The organism is Thauera terpenica 58Eu (assembly GCF_000443165.1).
Taxonomy (GTDB): domain Bacteria; phylum Pseudomonadota; class Gammaproteobacteria; order Burkholderiales; family Rhodocyclaceae; genus Thauera; species Thauera terpenica.
Window position 1 is genome coordinate 46,595 of record NZ_ATJV01000052.1, and the last position, 13,633, is coordinate 60,227.

The 13,633-nt window shown below is 64.0% G+C and carries 8 protein-coding genes, 1 pseudogene and 1 riboswitch; of the genes and pseudogenes, 4 read left to right on the top strand and 5 right to left on the bottom strand.

Annotated features, from left to right (window positions below; genetic code table 11):
• Positions 1-73 precede the first annotated feature (73 nt).
• From adk to M622_RS29760, 3 genes and pseudogenes are all read left to right on the top strand, one after another.
• Positions 74-727, top strand: coding sequence for an adenylate kinase (adk, locus tag M622_RS29750; protein ID WP_021249292.1), 654 nt, complete (start codon positions 74-76; stop codon positions 725-727).
• Positions 728-854: 127 nt separating this feature from the next.
• Positions 855-2,108, top strand: coding sequence for a 6-phosphofructokinase (locus M622_RS29755; RefSeq protein WP_021249293.1), 1,254 nt, complete (start codon positions 855-857; stop codon positions 2,106-2,108).
• Between the two features lie 151 nt (positions 2,109-2,259).
• Positions 2,260-3,498, top strand: a pseudogene (locus M622_RS29760) (SLC13 family permease).
• 33 nt (positions 3,499-3,531) lie between these two features.
• Here the strand turns inward: M622_RS29760 and M622_RS29765 are convergent.
• A complete protein-coding gene (locus tag M622_RS29765) occupies positions 3,532-6,147 on the bottom strand; it encodes a glycosyltransferase (protein WP_021249296.1) in 2,616 nt (871 codons plus the stop codon).
• A 272-nt stretch (positions 6,148-6,419) separates the two neighbouring features.
• Here M622_RS29765 and M622_RS0120220 point away from each other — a divergent pair, with 272 nt between their 5' ends.
• Positions 6,420-6,857, top strand: coding sequence for a hypothetical protein (locus tag M622_RS0120220; protein WP_031346815.1), 438 nt, complete (start codon positions 6,420-6,422; stop codon positions 6,855-6,857).
• On the opposite strand, the gene M622_RS29770 is transcribed toward M622_RS0120220, so the two are convergent.
• The 4 genes from M622_RS29770 to gcvT all read right to left on the bottom strand — a co-directional run bounded on the left by M622_RS29770 (position 6,756) and on the right by gcvT (position 12,960).
• Positions 6,756-8,369 (bottom strand): glycoside hydrolase family 17 protein, encoded by a 1,614-nt coding sequence (locus M622_RS29770; RefSeq protein WP_021249298.1) that lies wholly within the window; start codon positions 8,367-8,369, stop codon positions 6,756-6,758. The two genes, M622_RS0120220 and M622_RS29770, sit on opposite strands and share 102 nt — an antisense overlap.
• A gap of 112 nt (positions 8,370-8,481) precedes the next feature.
• Positions 8,482-11,376, bottom strand: coding sequence for an aminomethyl-transferring glycine dehydrogenase (gene gcvP / locus M622_RS29775; protein WP_021249299.1), 2,895 nt, complete (start codon positions 11,374-11,376; stop codon positions 8,482-8,484).
• 30 nt (positions 11,377-11,406) lie between these two features.
• Positions 11,407-11,793: a glycine cleavage system protein GcvH gene (gcvH, locus tag M622_RS29780; RefSeq protein ID WP_021249300.1), complete on the bottom strand. Its 387-nt coding sequence runs from the start codon at positions 11,791-11,793 to the stop codon at positions 11,407-11,409.
• 75 nt (positions 11,794-11,868) lie between these two features.
• Positions 11,869-12,960 (bottom strand): glycine cleavage system aminomethyltransferase GcvT, encoded by a 1,092-nt coding sequence (gene gcvT / locus M622_RS29785; protein WP_021249301.1) that lies wholly within the window; start codon positions 12,958-12,960, stop codon positions 11,869-11,871.
• 193 nt (positions 12,961-13,153) lie between these two features.
• Positions 13,154-13,242: riboswitch (glycine riboswitch) on the bottom strand.
• Positions 13,243-13,633: the final 391 nt, after the last annotated feature.

Sequence of the window (13,633 nt, forward strand, 5' to 3'; positions counted from 1 at the left end):
GTCGGTTAAGTTCCACAAAATTTTGCACAAACAAACGGTCATGCTTCACGGCCGAAATTCATCGGGAGGATGTATGCGACTGATTCTGTTGGGGCCGCCGGGCGCGGGCAAGGGCACGCAGGCCAACTTCATCAAGGAGAAATTCGGCATTCCGCAGATCTCGACCGGCGACATGTTGCGCTCCGCGGTCAAGGCCGGCACTCCGCTCGGCATCGAAGCCAAGAAGGTGATGGATGCCGGTGGCCTGGTGTCGGACGACATCATCATCGGCCTGGTCAGGGACAGGCTGCAGCAGGACGATTGCAGGAGCGGCTACATGTTCGACGGCTTCCCGCGCACCATCCCGCAGGCCGATGCGATGAAGGAGGCCGGCGTGGCGCTCGACTTCGTGCTCGAGATCGACGTGCCCGACAGCGAGATCGTCGAGCGCATGAGTGGTCGGCGTGCCCATCTGCCTTCGGGTCGGACTTATCACGTCAAATACAACCCGCCCAAGGTCGAAGGCAAGGACGATCTTACCGGTGAAGATCTGGTGCAGCGCGATGATGACAAGGAAGAGACGGTCAAGAAGCGTCTCGACGTCTATCATTCGCAGACCAAGCCCTTGGTCGAGTATTACAGTTCCTGGGCGGCATCCGGCGATGCGAAGGCGCCCAAGGTACGCAAGATCGCCGGTCTCGGTGCAGTCGAAGAGATCACCGCACGCGCGTTCGATGCGCTGAAGTAAGCTCACGCTTCGCGCCTGTGCGGCCGACCCTGGAAAGGGCTCGGCCGCTTTGCTTTCTGTCGCATGCTGTGTCCTGGCAGACCTTCCACGATCAAGATCAAGTCAGCACGAGGCCTTGAATACACACATGACGCAAGCCAACCTTCTCTACGCTCACTCAGGTGGGGTCACCGCTGTCATCAACGCCACGGCGGTGGCGGTCATCCAGGCCGCGCGTGCGCGCCCGGATCGGATCGGGAAGGTCTTCGCCGCCCACCGTGGCATCCTCGGCGTGCTGGCTGAAGACCTGATCGATACCTCCGTGCTTGACGAGGCGGCGCTGCAGCGGCTGTCGCTAAGGCCGGGCGGAGTGTTCGGCTCGTGCCGCTTCGATCTGCCGCCAAGCGAGGCCAGGCGGGTGATGGACCGCTTGTTCGAGGTCTTTGCCGCACACCGGATCGGCTACTTCGCCTATAACGGCGGCAATGGCTCGATGGATGCGGTGGCCCGCATGGGCGAGGCCGCGGCTGAGCGTGGCTATCCACTGGTTTGCGTGGGGGTTCCGAAGACGGTGGACAACGACATCGTGGGCACCGACTGCTGTCCGGGCTTTGGTTCTGCGGCCAAGTATCTTGCCACCTCGATGCTGGAGGCTGGCCTGGACATCGCGTCGATGGTCGGCAGCCGGGGCAGCGTGTTCGTGATGGAGGTGATGGGACGCAACACGGGCTGGCTGGCGGCAGCGACCGCGCTGGCCGCGGGCGGCAATGCCGATGCCCCGCCCCACATCGTGCTGGTGCCGGAGGCGAAATTCGATGAGACCGCCTTCCTCGCTGAAGTCCGACGCGTCACCGAGCGCCTGGGCTATTGCGCGATCACGGTGGGTGAGGGCATCAAGCGGCCCGACGGTGGCCTGATCATGGAGAAATCCCGTGATGGCGGCTACGTTCAGCTTGGCGGCGCCGGGTCGGCGATCGCACGCATGATCCACGAAAACCTGGGCTACAAGCATCACTGGGCCATCCCCGATTACCTGCAGCGCGCCGGCGGACATTGGCTGTCCGCGACCGATCACGCGCAGGCGATCGCAGTCGGCGAGGCCGCAGTTGATCTGGCGCTCGCGGGGCGCAACGCGTGTTTTCCGACCATCCGTCGCCTGGCTGAGGCCCCTTATCGCTGGGATGTCGGCATCGAGGATGCCGCCCGCGTCGCCAACCTGGAGCGCACGCTGCCGCCTGAGTTCGTGCGCGAGGATGGTCTGCATGTGAGCTCCCTGGCGTGCGACTACATTCGGCCCCTGATCGAGGGCGAGATCGTGCAGCCGACCAAGGGGGGGCTTCCGGATTACGGCGCCTTTCCCCTGCACTTGATCGAGCGCCGCCTGCCCGCCTGGCTGAAGTGAGGGGCATGCGCGCGCTGCCGTCTGCTCCCCGCGCCAAGGGAGCGCGTCCGTCGTGCTAGCCAGCATCAAGCTGCTGATCGCGGCAGGTCTTTATTTCAGCATCACGCAGGTATTCGGCGATGAGCTCGGCGACGCCGCTGCCGGGCTGGCAGTGCTGGCGACGATTGCCTGGCTGTGGATCTCGGAGGCGCTGCATGTCAGCGTGACGGCCTTGCTTGTGCCCTTGCTCGCCGGGCTTGGCGGCGTCATGGCCTTCAATCAGGCGCTGCTGAATTTTGCCGATCCGGTCATCTTCCTTTTCGTCGGTGGTTTCGCGCTTGCGGCCGGGCTGCAGCGACAGGGGCTGGATCGATGGATGGCGAATCAGGTGCTGCGGCGCGCCGGCAGTGATTTTCGTCGTGCGGTGCTGTAGCTGTTCTGGCTGACGGCTTTCCTGTCGATGTGGATCAGCAACACGGCGACGGCGGCGATGATGCTGCCGCTGGCGCTGGGCCTGCTGAGTTCGGTGTCGATCGAGCGCAATCGCGCGACCTACACCTATGTCCTGCTCGGCATCGCGTTTTCGGCCAATATCGGCGGCATCGGCACCCTGGTAGGCAGTCCGCCCAATGCAATCGCGGCAAGCAACGTGGGTATCAGCTTTGCTGGCTGGCTGCTGTGGGGGATTCCGCTTGTGCTGGTGTTGATGCCGCTGATGGAGATCGCCTTGCGCCGGGCGCTGAAGCCGCAGCTGGACTTTGCCGTATTGCCGGCGCAAGGCGTCGTGAGCTGGGGTGCGGGACAGACGCGAATGATCGTGCTGTTTTGCGGCGTCGTGTTGCTGTGGGTGTTTGGCGCACCCTTCGGTGCTGCCCTGGGTTTCAAGACCGGCTATGACGCCGCCGTCGCGGTGCTTGCGCTGGTGTTGCTGCATGCCTTGCGCCTGGCAAGCTGGCGAGATATCGAGAAAGGCACGGACTGGGGTGTGTTGCTGTTGTTTGGCGGCGGCCTGACCCTGAGCGATGTCCTGGCCCAGAGCGGCGCGGCAGCATGGCTCGCCGCCCAGCTCGGTGGGCCACTGGCGACCCTGCCAGTGGTGGTGTGTCTGGGGCTGATGGTCTTGTTTGCCCTCATCCTGACCGAATTCACCAGCAACACCGCGAGCGCGGCCTTGCTCATTCCGCTCTTCCTGGGCCTTGCGCCGCAGATCAACGGCACACCACTGGCGGTGCTGGTCGCTGTCGGTACCTCCTGCGCCTTCCTGCTGCCCGTGGCGACACCGCCCAATGCGATCGTCTTCGGCTCGGGGCGCGTGCCGCAACGGGCCATGATCTATGGTGGAGCATGGGTGACGATGTTCGTCTATCCCGTGCTGTTTGCCGCCGGCGCGCTGGCCTTGGCTTTCCATTGAGCCAGCTGCAGCCGTGATGCCATGAGTTCGGGCTCAGGCGCTGACGGGCAGTGCCTCCTCGCTGCCAAGCGCCTCCGGGCGCTCGGGCATGTAGGCCGCGACCTGGCACAGGATGGCGGCGACGTAGGGGATGCACTGCAGGCACAGAATGCCAACCCACAGCTGTGTTTCCAGATTGTCGGCGCCGCGTTGGGCCACGAGGGTGATCGCGCCCATGAGCAAGGCGATCAGCATGCCGACCTCTTCACGGATCGGGTTGAAGAAGGCCAGTGCGCCACCGCTGTGCCAGCCTTTCGGTGTGACCACGAACACGCCTTTCTTCTTCACCAGGCCGGCAAACACGCCGCGTGCGATGGCGTGTGCGAGGCCGACCGACAGGATGGAGGCGCCCAGGATGTCCTTCCACGGACAGTCCATGGTGCGCCGATAGAGGATGGGTCCGAGCGCTGCCTTGAACGCCATGAAGCCGAGGATGGGGAGCGCGAGCGCCGTTACCGGCAGGCCGAATGCCTTGGGAAACAGCAAGATGCCCAGGGTCCAGGCCAGGCTGCCAAAGGCAAATACGAGTTGCAAGGCGTCGCCCAGCCAGGCGAACCAGCCGGTCAGGAAGTGATAGCGCTGGGCGAGATTGAGATTGCTGCGCCCTATCATCTGCGGCAGGTGCGCTTTCAGGATCTGCATGGCACCGAAGGCCCAGCGAAAACGCTGGCTCTTGATCGCGGCAAAACCTGAAGGGGTCAGGCCGCGGCCGAGGATGTGGTCGACATAGCGCGTGTCGTAGCCTTTTTCGATCAGGCGCAGGCCGAGTTCGGTATCTTCACAGATGCACCACTCCGACCAGCCGCCGACCTCTTCGAGTGCGAGGCGGCGCACCAGCGTCATGGTGCCGTGCTGGATGAGGGCATTGCGTTCATTGCGGTGGTGCATGCCGATGCGGAAGAAACCATCGAACTCCCAGTTGCACATGCGCTTGAAGGGCTGTCGCTCCCAGTCGCGATGGGCCTGTGGCGCCTGCACGACGGCGACGTCGGCTTTGTCGAAGTGGGGGATGAGGCCGGAGAGCCACTCAGGGTCGACGACATAGTCGGCGTCCACCACGCCCACGACCTCGGCGCGGGGGTCGGTGACCTTGAGCCCGTAGTTCAAGGCGCCGGCCTTGAAGCCGGGCCAGTTGGCGAGGTGGAAGAAGCGGAAACGCGGACCGAGCTCGGCGCAGCGCTTCTCCAGCGGCTTCCACAGGGCTTCGTCACGGGTGTTGTTGTCGAGAATGAGTACCTCGAAGTTCTGGTAGTTCATCTTCGCCAGGCTGTCGATGGTGGCGATGACCATCTCCGGCGGTTCGTTGTAGCAGGCCAGGTGCACCGAGACGAAGGGCTGCTGCTCAGCGGCATGGGGTGGCAGCGGCAGGAAGCGGCGGCGCCACTTCTTCTTGAACAGCATTTCGCCAAATTCGAAGCCGTGCGACAGCAGCACCGCCGCGGTGAGCATGGTGGCGCCGATGAGCAGGCCGAGGCCGACCAGGTCGCGCTGGGTGAGGTAGTAATCGACCGGCACGTTGAGGCCGACGATCAGCGTGGATACGCAGGCCTGGATCAGGCCGGCAAGGAATACGCGGCCCGAGACGCTCCAGTCGGAGAGGAAGAACGCCATCAGCAGCATCGGCAGGAAGGCCAGCGCCGCCGCGTTGATGGCTTTTTTCGACCAGTGCGGATCACGTTCGATGATGCCTTCGAGGGCAAATTTCTGCTCGCGATCGGCGTTGTACATGCCCCAGTAGGGTCCGGCCCAGCCTTCCACGTCCACTTTCCAGGGCTGGTCGATCGCTTCCATGAGGAAATAGTCGATGCGCGCGGTGCGCGGGTTGGACAGGAACTCGCGGATGAAGCGCGCTTCGTTGTCCAGCGAGGGCACGGCCGCGCCCAGGGTCGGGCCCTTGCTCGGCCAGCCGATTTCACCCACCACGATCTTCTTGCGCGGGAAGGCTTTGACGAGCTCGTCATAGCGCTGGAAGGCATAATCAACAGCGGCTTCGACCGGCACGCCTTCGTGATAAGGCAGGAGATGGACGGTGATGTAATCGACGTGCTGGGCGAGCTCCGGATAGCGCAGCCAGACGTGCCAGGGCTCGGCGCTCGACACCGGTTTGCGCACCGCCTTGCGCACGCGGTCGAGATAGACGATGAGCTCGTCAGGCTTGAGGTCGCCGCGCAGGATGGCTTCGTTGCCGACCATCAGGCGCTCGACGTGACGCATCTTGCGTGCTGCATCGATCACCGCGGTGATTTCGCGCTCGTTCTTCTCCACGTCAGGGTCCAGCCAGGCGCCGGCGGTGACGTTCATCTCGCGCTCGCCAGCCAGATCGAGCAACTCGGGCATGTCGGTCATGCCGTAGGTGCGCAGGCCGTCGGAGATGCGCGCCAGCAGATCGAGATCGCCTGCGAGCTGTTCGCGTGTCGGGTAGCTCTGCTTGAGCGGGCTTTGGTCACGCTGAAAGCCGTTATAGGCGAAACCCTTGATGCTCTGGTTGGTGCTGATGAATTCCGCACCGTGATTGAATTGTTGCCAGATCCAGTACTGGATGAACGCGACCCCCGCAGCGATGGCGAGCGCGATCGCGAGACGGTAGATGAGCGTGGCGGCCTGTTTCATGTCGAATCCTGAGAGGCGTGGCGGATAGGTGCCGAAGAGCGGGAGAAGCTGCCCAGCGTGTGCCAGTGCGTGGTTTTACCAGCATGCGCTTGATATTGCATTGCGCAAATTCCTGCGCTGATGGCGATGTGACACAATCGCGCGCTCGGGCGCAGGACCTGCAGTCCGGCATTCTATGCACGATTTCAGCTGCTTACGAGCCACATTCCGTGCCAATTTGCAACACTGTCTGCGATGCTGGCTGAAGTGCTGATTTACAAGGGAAAGGCGAAATGAGGCGAAATAGTTCGGGCAAATATGGCGTCGCGGCAATCATCGTTTCAGCAATCGTCGTGCTGGGTGCGGCCTTTGCAGTGCGTCATGGCTTGCTCGAAAGCGGCGTGCTGCCGCGTGATTGCAGCCTGGCCGAGGCGCACCGCGGGCTGTGTGTGTTCAAGACGGTGCTGGTGGAAAGCTTCCTGCAGCAAAGAGTGGGTTGGTTCAGCCTGGCCTGCGGGCTGTGTGCGTTTGCCTTGGGCTGCCGCCGACTGGCGTGGGCGGGCTGGCTGAGTGGCCTGGCGGGGCTGGTGTTCTACAGTTACGACCCGGCGGCGGTGGGTGGTCTGTTGTCACTTTTCGTGCTTGCGCGCCCGCGCAAGCAGCACGGGCAGGGCGAGGACCAGACCGGTGAGCAGCCAGGCGATGGCTTGCGGGTTCGCGGGCTCGGGTAGGTAGCGCCCGAGCACTGCCATGGCGATCAGGGCTGCGCAGATGCGCTCGGCGCGACCCCGCGTCGCCTCCATCCAGCCCAGCACGCCGAGCACTACCGCCGGGCTGAGGTAGAGCAGGACGGGGAAGTCGCGGTAGCGCGAGTCGACCAGCAGCAGCACGGCTGCGATTGCAGCGGCGAACAGGATGAGTCCGCGCAGCAAGCCCAGAACTTGGGCCATGCTGAGCTGTGCATCGCGCTTGCGCAGCTCTGACCACGCGCTTGCCGCGTCAGGGATCGGCTCTCCGCGCCAGAGTGCAAAACCGACTGCCAGCAGTACGCTGAGTACGGCGACCGAGCCGAGCACGCTCCATTCGAGGGCGTTGCGGTAGGCGAGCTGGGCGTGTTCGGCGTGGAGCACGGCGATCAGGCCGCTGCTGGCGCCAAGCATGACGAGTGCGGCCCGTCGCAGCAGGCCGCCGCTGGCGCGGCGCATGCCAAGGACCAGGCCCAGCAATGCGCCGACGACGGCGCCGACGACCAGCCCTCGCAGGTTTGTGCGTTCGGCGACCGGCCCTGCGAGCGCAAACTTGGGCGCCAGGGTGCTGGCGTCGAGCATGCCCCAGAACCCGCCTACCGTGCCTTCGAGGGCGCGCTTCCAGGGCTGATCGATCGCTTCGATGAGGTTGTAATCCCAGCCGCGGGCGTGCGCCTGATGCACGAACTCCCTGACGTAGCGCGCCTGATTGACCAGCGCCGGGCGCGAAGCCTGACGTTGCCGTCCTGCGCTCGGCCAGCCGGTTTCGCCGATCAGGATGGGCTTGCCGGCGAAGTGCTCGCCGACATGGCTGCGGGTGGCGATGACGTGCTCGAGCGCGTGTTCGATGTCGACCGGGTCGTCTTCCCAGAACGGCAGGATGTGCACGGTGACGAAGTCGACTTCCTGTGCCAGGCTGTCGTGCCGGGTCCAGAATTCCCACACGTCGGCATAGGTGACCGGTACCGTGGTGCGCGCCTTCGCGCTGCGGATCAGGGCGCGCATCTCGTCCTCGGTGCGCTCGCGTCGCAGCAGCACTTCGTTGCCGACGATGAGCGCGCGCACCACATCGGCGTTGGCGTTGGCCAGTGCGATGGCGCGATCGAGTTCGGCGGCGTTCTTGTCGACGTCGTAGCCGATCCAGGCACCGAGCAGCACCTTGATGCCGACGCTGCGCGCGATCTCCGGCACCTGTTCGAGCCCCTGGTCTACTGAATACAGGCGCACGCAATCGGTGATCCTGGCCAGGGCACGGAGGTCGGTGCTGATCTGTTCGGGCGAGATGCGCAGTTGTGCGTCGAAGGGCGTCTGGCCGGGGTGGTGGTAGGGTGCGTAGGAGACGCATTTGAGCTTTTCACCTGCCGACAGTTGCAGGTCATGCATGTATACCGGGCGCATCTCCCCCGCGAGCCATACGAAGAGGCCGATCAAAAGCGCCAGTTGGCTGAGCAGCACGCTGAGCCAGAGCGGCCTGGATTTGTCGCGAAGCGTGGACATCTAGCGTGCTCTTGTAGACTTGTAGGGCTTGCCCGGCAGATACCGGGCCGCAAAAAAGAAGCCACGCCGTATCGACGTGGCTTCACTGTGAAGCGGACGAATTCTAGCGGACTCAGGCTTCGTAGTCGCTCATCGGTACACAACCGCAGAACAGCTTGCGGTCGCCGTGAACATCATCGACGCGATTGACGCTCGGCCAGAACTTGTTTTCGGCCACCCAGGGTAGCGGAAACGCCGCCTGCGCACGTGTGTAGGGACGTGACCAGTCGCCAAGGAAGTCGGCCTGGGTATGAGGGGCGTTCTTGAGCGGATTGTCGTCAGCCGGCCAGTTGCCGTTCTCGATCTCGTGGATCTCGTTGCGGATGGCGATCATCGCGCCGACAAAACGCTCGAGTTCGGCGAGGTCTTCCGACTCGGTGGGCTCGACCATGATCGTGCCAGGCACAGGGAAGGACATCGTCGGTGCATGAAAGCCGTAATCCATCAGGCGCTTGGCGATATCGACCTCGGAGACGCCCGTCGCCGCCTTGATCGGGCGGATGTCGAGGATGCACTCGTGGGCGACGCGCCCCTGCTTGCCTGTGTACAGCACCGGGTAGTGCTCGTGCAGGCGTTGGGCGAGGAAGTTGGCGTTGAGGATGGCCACTTCGGTCGCACGCTTGAGCCCATCGCCGCCCATCATCGTGATGTACATCCACGAGATCGGCAGGATGCTGGCCGAGCCGAAGGGTGCGGCCGCGACCGCGCCCTGGCCGCGGTTGGGACGATCGGCGTCGCCGGTCGGCTGGACGACGTGGTCGGCCATGAAGGGCGCGAGGTGGGCGGCAAGACCAATCGGGCCCATGCCGGGACCGCCGCCGCCGTGTGGGATGCAGAAGGTCTTGTGCAGGTTCATGTGCGAGACGTCGGCGCCGATGCGCGCAGGCGAGCTCAGGCCGACCTGGGCGTTGAGGTTGGCGCCATCCATGTACACCTGGCCGCCGTGTGCATGCACGATTGCGCACAGTTCGCGAATGGATTCCTCGAACACGCCGTGGGTGGACGGGTAGGTGATCATCAGCGCGGCAAGCTCGGCGGCGTGCTTTTCGGCCTTGCGTCTCAAGTCCTCGACATCCACGTTGCCGTTGTCGTCGCAGTCCACCACCACTACCTGCATGCCGCACATCTGCGCGGTGGCGGGGTTGGTGCCGTGGGCGGATCTGGGGATGAGGCAGATCTTGCGCTGTGCGTCGCCGCGACTGGCGTGATAGCGCGCGATCGCCACCAGGCCGGCGTACTCGCCCTGAGCGCCCGAGTTGGGCTGCATGCAGATCGCGGGGAAGCCGGTGATGGCGCGCAGGTAATGCGCCAGTCCCTCGATCATCTCCAGATGTCCGGCGGCCTGCTCGCGAGGGACGAAGGGGTGCAGATTGGCAAACTCGGGCCAGCTCACGGGGATCATTTCGCTGGTGGCGTTGAGCTTCATGGTGCACGAGCCCAGCGCAATCATCGAGTGGTCGAGGGCCAGATCGCGGTTCTGCAGCTTCTTCAGGTAGCGCAGCATCTCGTGTTCGGTGTGGTGGGTGTTGAACACGGGGTGCGACAGAATGGCGTCGGTGCGCAGCAGTGCTGCGGGCAGTGCACCACCGCTTGCGCTCACGCGCGCATCGAGTGCCTCGATCGGGCTGCTGACGCCGAAACAAGCGAGAACAGCGGCGATGTCATCGCGCGTGGTGGTTTCATCGACCGACAGGCCAAGGCGGGTGGCGGAGACCTGGCGCAGGTTGTAACCCGCCGCCGCGGCCGCCTCGATCACGCTCGCGGCGCGCGCGCCGAGTTCGACCTCGAGGGTGTCGAAGAAGGCTGCTGTGCTGAGCTCGAGGCCGGCATCACGCAGGCCGGCGGCGAGAAGGGCGCTGAGGCGGTGAATGCGCGCGGCAATCGTGCGCAAGCCTTGCGGGCCGTGATACACGGCATAGAAGCCGGACATGTTTGCGAGCAGGACCTGCGAGGTGCAGATATTGGAGTTCGCTTTCTCGCGGCGGATGTGTTGTTCGCGCGTTTGCAGCGCCATGCGCAGCGCGGTCTTGCCGCGTGCGTCACGCGACACACCGATGATGCGGCCGGGCATCGAGCGCACGTAGGCTTCGCGGGTGGCGAAGAAGGCCGCGTGCGGGCCACCGAAACCCATCGGTACGCCGAAGCGTTGCGCCGAACCCAGCGCGATGTCTGCACCCATGGCGCCCGGGCTCTTGAGCAGCACCAGCGCCATCAGGTCGGAGGCGAGGGCCACGATCGCGCCCTGTGCCTTCAGCGCGGCGATGGCTGCGCTCAGGTCCATCACCTCGCCGCGCGCGTTCGGATACTGCAGCAGGGCACCGAAGACTTCGTGCGTGCCGGCCTCTTCAGCCTTGCCGAACACCAGCTCATAGCCGAAGAAGTGCGCCCGCGTGCGCACGACGTCGATGGTCTGCGGGAAGCAGGCTTCATCGACGAAGTACACGTTTGATGTCGACTTCGACACGCGCCGCGCCATGGTCATTGCTTCAGCGGCGGCCGTTGCCTCGTCAAGCAGCGAGGCATTGGCGAGCTCCAGGCCGGTGAGATCAGTCACCATCTGCTGATAGTTCAACAGGGCTTCAAGGCGACCCTGGGCGATCTCGGCCTGATAAGGCGTGTAGGCGGTATACCAACCCGGGTTCTCCAGCACGTTACGCAGGATCACGGCGGGGGTGTGGGTGCCGTAGTAACCCATGCCGATCATCGACTTCTTGATCACGTTGAACGCGGCGATCGACTTCAGTTTGGCGAGTGCTTCGTGTTCCGGCATCGCGGCCGCGAGCGGCAGGGGCGACTCGAGCCGGATGTCTGCGGGCACGGTTTGTTCGATCAGCGCGTCGACATCGGCAACGCCAAGCGCAGCACACATGCGTGCGATCTCGTCAGCGTTGGGGCCAAGATGGCGATGGACGAAGGCGTCACGCTGCTCCAGTTGGGAGAGCGGGGCGAAAAGAAGGGAGTCGGTCATGGTCTTCGGCGAGGTCTCGGGCAGCGGCGCTCAGGCCTGGGCGATTTCGGCGGCGTAGCCGGCAGCATCAAGCAGCGTCGCGACATCGGCCGCGTTGGTGGGCTGCAGCTTGAACAGCCAGTTGGCGTAGGCGTCAGCGTTGACGGCATCGGGTGTGTCCACGATGTCCTGATTGACGGCGACAACTTCCCCCGCGACCGGCGCGTAGAGGTCGGACGCGGCCTTGACCGACTCGACCACCGCACAGGTCTCGCCCGCGCTCAGCGTGCGACCGGTTTCAGGCAGTTCGAGGAAGACGATGTCGCCCAGTGCTTGCTGTGCGTGATCGGTGATCCCGATCGTCAGGCTGCCGTCTTCTTCGCTACGGACCCATTCGTGGGACTTGGTGTACTTGAGGTTGGCGGGAAGCGTGCTCATGGAGTTCTCCAGGCTGTATGAATCGGGAGTAGGGCTTGTGCGATTGGTCGAGCCATCGCGCTGGGGTGCAAAGGCTCAGACGAGCGCCTTGCCATTGCGGACAAACGGCAGCTTGATGGTGCGCGCCTTCAGCCGTTTACCGCGGATTTCGATCTCGACCGCTTCGTTGGCCTGTGTGGCCAATGGGAGGCGGGCGAGGCCAATCGAGCGTTCAAGGGTGGGTGAAAAGCTGCCGCTGGTGGTTTCGCCTTCACCTGCAGCGGTGAAAACCTTCATGTGCGAACGTAGCACCCCCTTGTCTTCGAGAATCAGGCCAAGCAGGCGCTGGCTTGGGGGCTTGGCTTCGAGTGCGGTGCGCCCGACAAAATTGCGGCTGTCGTCCTTGAGGTCAACCGACCAGGACAGTCCGGAGTCGAGCGGCGAGACGGTTTCATCCATGTCCTGACCGTACAGATTCATGCCTGCTTCAAGGCGCAAGGTGTCGCGCGCACCGAGACCGCAAGGCTTTACCCCGGCTGCCAGAAGGGCGTTCCACATCGCCTCGACGCGGCGTGCGGGAACGGTGATCTCGAGACCGTCCTCGCCGGTGTAGCCGGTGCGTGCGATAAGCAAGTCGGCGGCGCGTACTGCGCTGAAGGGGGAGGGGATGCCACCTGCGGTGGAGAGTTCGGGGATTGCAGCGCTGGCGCGTTCGATCGCGCGTGGCCCCTGGATCGCGATCATCGCCAGGTCGCGCCGACCGTCCAGGGTGACATTTGCGCCGCTTGCCGCCACGCGCGCACGCATCCAGGCGAGATCCTTGTCGGCCGTGCCGGCATTGACCACAAGGCGGTATTCGTTGGCGTTGAAACGATAGACGATCAGATCATCAATGACGCCGCCTTGCGGGTTGAGCATGCAGGCGTAGAGCGCCTTGCCCGACGCGCTGAGCTTGGATACGTCATTGGCGAGCAAGCCGCGCAGGAAAGGCGTCGCGTCCGGACCGCTGAGATCGAGCGACAACATGTGCGAGACGTCGAACATTCCCGCATCAGTGCGGACAGCGTGATGCTCCTCGATCTGCGAACCATAGTTAACAGGCATGTCCCAGCCGGCAAAGTCAACCAGACGGGCGCCGGCCGCGACGTGGGCGGCGTGAAGCGGGGTGTGTTTGGAAGGCGTACTCATCGAGACCTGGCTCCGGTAGTGAACGAAATGGGGCGAGCCCGAGCATAGTGCCGGACTCGCCCCATCTGTCCCTTGTACCTGAGAGATTTCGTCTCGCGTCCTCGCAGCGCTGACCAGCTTGCGAGCGACGGGGAACGAGTGCCCCTTCGGTGGGTGCGCTGCAAACAATGCCCGCACCACTCTCCAGATTTGTACTTTGCACGCGGTCCTTTTGCCTGAGCGGTTCCGGGGGTTGCGCCTTCGGCGACTCCGAGTGGGGGAGTTCTCTCCCGCGTGATGCGCGAAAGATAACATACGGTCCCATGGCTGGTGGGCAAGTTGCTGCGCCAGTTGCGGGGTCGGGGCATGTTGCCGAACCGACAAGGCGAACAGCCGTGGCGGCTGGAGAGGGCTCATGCGCGCATAGAAATCTTTAAGCGTGCGCGGATCTTGACCTTTGTTTTTTGGTGTCTATAATTCGGCCTCTCCTGGCGCTGACGCGGTCTGACTCCGGTCTTTGCGGTGGTGCTGGGGATGAGGCGGGTTGGGTGTTTCGGGGATTTCGGGTCGTGCGTTTGGAAGCGCGGTTCGTTAAAAAGAGTTCCCGAGGTGCTTGACAGGGGTTGTGGCAGTGTTCATAATCTCGCTTCTTTGCTGCAGGTTCTGCGGCGAATCTTTAAAAACTTGAACAATC

What these genes read in the sequence shown, in the direction of transcription:
- adk (WP_021249292.1), top strand. Translation starts at nt 74, where the DNA reads ATGCGACTGATTCTGTTGGGGCCGCCGGGCGCGGGCAAGGGCACGCAG.
- M622_RS29755 (WP_021249293.1), top strand. Translation starts at nt 855, where the DNA reads ATGACGCAAGCCAACCTTCTCTACGCTCACTCAGGTGGGGTCACCGCT.
- M622_RS29765 (WP_021249296.1), bottom strand. Translation starts at nt 6,147, where the DNA reads ATGAAACAGGCCGCCACGCTCATCTACCGTCTCGCGATCGCGCTCGCC.
- M622_RS0120220 (WP_031346815.1), top strand. Translation starts at nt 6,420, where the DNA reads ATGAGGCGAAATAGTTCGGGCAAATATGGCGTCGCGGCAATCATCGTT.
- M622_RS29770 (WP_021249298.1), bottom strand. Translation starts at nt 8,369, where the DNA reads ATGTCCACGCTTCGCGACAAATCCAGGCCGCTCTGGCTCAGCGTGCTG.
- gcvP (WP_021249299.1), bottom strand. Translation starts at nt 11,376, where the DNA reads ATGACCGACTCCCTTCTTTTCGCCCCGCTCTCCCAACTGGAGCAGCGT.
- gcvH (WP_021249300.1), bottom strand. Translation starts at nt 11,793, where the DNA reads ATGAGCACGCTTCCCGCCAACCTCAAGTACACCAAGTCCCACGAATGG.
- gcvT (WP_021249301.1), bottom strand. Translation starts at nt 12,960, where the DNA reads ATGAGTACGCCTTCCAAACACACCCCGCTTCACGCCGCCCACGTCGCG.